The sequence below is a fragment of the bacterium genome (assembly GCA_036524115.1).
In the GTDB taxonomy this organism is placed as follows: Bacteria; JAUVQV01; JAUVQV01; order JAUVQV01; family DATDCY01; genus DATDCY01.
In genome coordinates, this window is record DATDCY010000023.1 from 1 (window position 1) to 2,722 (window position 2,722).

Below are 2,722 nucleotides of genomic sequence, written 5' to 3' on the forward strand. Positions count from 1 at the left end.
GGCGGCGCCCAGGAAGCGGTGGCCGTCCGCGCGGAGCCCGGGCAGCGTCGCGAAGAGCGTCCCGGGGCGCACCGCCCGGGAGTCGGTGACCACGTCGCCGATCGGCGTGGACGCATCGCCGCGCACCAGCCGCGTCCCCGCGGCCGCCGCCACCAGCTCGCCGAGCGCGATCACCCGCCGGCCCCCGCGGCGCCCGTGCTCACGACGAGCACGCCCTCCGGGTCCTCCGGCGGGACGTTGAGGTAGCGCAGCGTCCTCTGCACCACGCGCTGGAACACCGGCGCCGAGACGCTGCCGCCGTAGATCGCGCCGTGGGGCTCGTCGACCATGACGAGCACCACCAGGCGCGGGTCGCGCGCCGGCGCGACGCCGATGAACGAGGCGAGGAACTTGCTGCCGGAGTAGGTGCGCAGCGCCGGGTCGTACTTCTGGGCGGTCCCGGTCTTGCCGCCGACCGTGTAGCCGGGGACCGCTGCCGCCTTGCCGGTCCCCTCCTCGACGACCTTCACGAGGATATCGACCACCTGGCGGCTCGTCTCGGGCGAGATCACCCGGCGCACCTCCTGAGGGTCGTAGCGCTTGATGACCGTCCCCTCCGGGCTGACCAGCTCCCGCGCCACGCGCGGCCGGTGCAGCACGCCGCCGTTGACCGCCGCGGCGAACGCTGCGGTGATCTGCAGCGGCGTCACCGAGATCTCCTGGCCGATGGCGACGGAGGCGATCGAGCGGCCCGACCACTGCGACGGCGGGCGCAGCAGGCCCGAGGCCTCGCCGGGCAGGTCGACGCCGGTCTTCGCGCCGAACCCGAAGGCCTTGAGGTAGCGGTGGTAGTTCTCCGCGCCGAGGCGCATCGCGATCTTCGTGGAGCCGATGTTGCTGCTTTTGGCGATCACGCCCTCGACCGTGAGCGCGCCGTAGGGGTGAACGTCGTGGAGCGTGCCGCCCTGAAAGGGCATCGCGCCGTTCTCGCAGAAGAACACGGTGTCGCGGGTGACCGCCTTCTCGTCGAGCGCCGCGGAGAGCAGGAAGGTCTTCATGATCGAGCCGGGCTCGAGCGCGTCGGCGATGGCGCGGTTGCGCATCGCGTCCTGGCTGCAGCTGCCCGGCTCGTTGGGGTTGAAGAAGGGGACGTTCGCCATGGCCAGCACTTCGCCGCTGCGCGGCTCGAGCACGACGATGCTGCCGCCCGCGGCGCCCGCCTCCTCGACGCCGCGCGCCAGCTCCTCCTGGGCGATGAACTGGATCACCGCATCGATGCTCAGGTTCAGCTCGTCGCCCTCGCGCAACGCATCCATGGGCGGCCCGGAGACGAGCAGGTCCTTGCCGCGGGCGTCGCGCTCGACCGCGAAGACGAACGCGTCGCGCCAGAGGTCCTGCTCGTAGCCCAGCTCGATCCCGGCGAGCCCCTTGTTGTCGAGGCCCGCGAAACCGAGCACGTGCGCGCCGAACTCGCGCTGCGGGTAGAAGCGGCGGTTCTCCTTGAGAAAGCCGACGCCCGACCACTTGCGCGCCGCCACGCGCTCGGAGACCGCCGGCGAGACGCGCCGCTCCAGCCAGACGAAGGACTTCTTCTTCGCCAGCTCCCTCGCGTACCGCGACACGTCGCCGCCGGTCTCCGCGGCGAGCTGGCGGGCGACCCCGCTCTTGTCCGTGACCTGCGGGGGGACGCCGAAGATCGAGTCGACCTCGACGTCGACCGCGAGCTGGCGTCCGGCGCGGTCGGCGATCACGCCGCGCTTGGGGAGGAACTGGATCTCGTCGGTGATCTGCTCGGCCGCGGCCTTCTCGAGCCTGCGGTGGCCGGTCACCTGGAGCGAGAAGAGCCTCCCGACGATCGCCACCGCGGCCACGACGAGGAACCCCGTGACGAGGAGGATCCGGTTGCGGACCAGGCGCCGCAGCTGCGCTTCCACCGCCGTCCGCTACTCCCGCGCGGCCACCGCGAGCGCGCCCGCGGTGCCCTGCGCCTGCGCGAGGGCCGACGACTGCGCGCCGCCGCGCACGACGATGACCTGGGCGGCCGCGGGAAAGACCATCCCGTGGCGCTCGATGGCCTCGCGCTGCACCGTCGCCAGCTCCTGCAGGCTGGCCAGCTCGACCGCGAGCCTCCCCTGCTCCGCCCGCACCTCGCGGTAGCGGTTCTGCAGCCGGTCGATGTCGTAGCCGAGGCGGATCACCTGGAGGCCCTGCGTCACGTAGAGCAGGAGGCTCCCGAGGAGCAGCAGCGTGGCCGCCGCCCAGGCGGCGACCGTCCCGCGGCGGGCGCGCGGGCGCTCGCGCTGGATCCCGGCGTTGCGGATCTCGTTCCCGCACCACTCGCGCGGCAGCGCACGCGGCATGTCGTCTCTCCCTACGCGGCGCGGGCGATCGCCCGCAGGCGCGCCGAGCGGGCGCGCGGGTTGCGCCGGAGCTCGTCCGCGGCGGGACGGGCCGGCTTCTTCGTGAGCAGCGCGAACGCCGCGGGTGCCTCGCCGTGCCCGCGGTGCGACCAGGAACGGAAGGCCTGCTTGACGACGCGGTCCTCGAGCGAGTGGTACGCGATGACGCAGGCGCGCCCGCCCGGCGCCAGCACGTCGCGGAGCGCCGCGAGCGCCGACGCCAGCTCCTCGAGCTCGCGGTTCACGGCGATGCGCAGCGCCTGGAAGGTGCGCGTCGCGGGGTGGATGCGCCCGCCGCGCGGGCCGCGGCCGCCGACGGCCGACGCGACCGCCGACGCCAGCCG

3 protein-coding genes are annotated in these 2,722 nt (G+C 73.8%); all 3 read right to left on the bottom strand.

Going from position 1 to position 2,722, the window contains the following annotated elements; genetic code table 11:
• Window positions 1-170 precede the first annotated feature (170 nt).
• A complete protein-coding gene (locus tag VI078_01270; GenBank protein ID HEY5997920.1) occupies window positions 171-1,913 on the bottom strand; it encodes a penicillin-binding protein 2 in 1,743 nt (580 codons plus the stop codon).
• Window positions 1,914-1,922: 9 nt separating this feature from the next.
• Window positions 1,923-2,339 (bottom strand): hypothetical protein, encoded by a 417-nt coding sequence (locus VI078_01275; GenBank protein HEY5997921.1) that lies wholly within the window; start codon window positions 2,337-2,339, stop codon window positions 1,923-1,925.
• A gap of 11 nt (window positions 2,340-2,350) precedes the next feature.
• A partial coding sequence (gene mraW, locus VI078_01280) for a 16S rRNA (cytosine(1402)-N(4))-methyltransferase (GenBank protein HEY5997922.1) occupies window positions 2,351-2,722 on the bottom strand: 372 nt, incomplete at its 5' end.

What these genes read in the sequence shown, in the direction of transcription:
- VI078_01275 (HEY5997921.1), bottom strand. Translation starts at nt 2,339, where the DNA reads ATGCCGCGTGCGCTGCCGCGCGAGTGGTGCGGGAACGAGATCCGCAAC.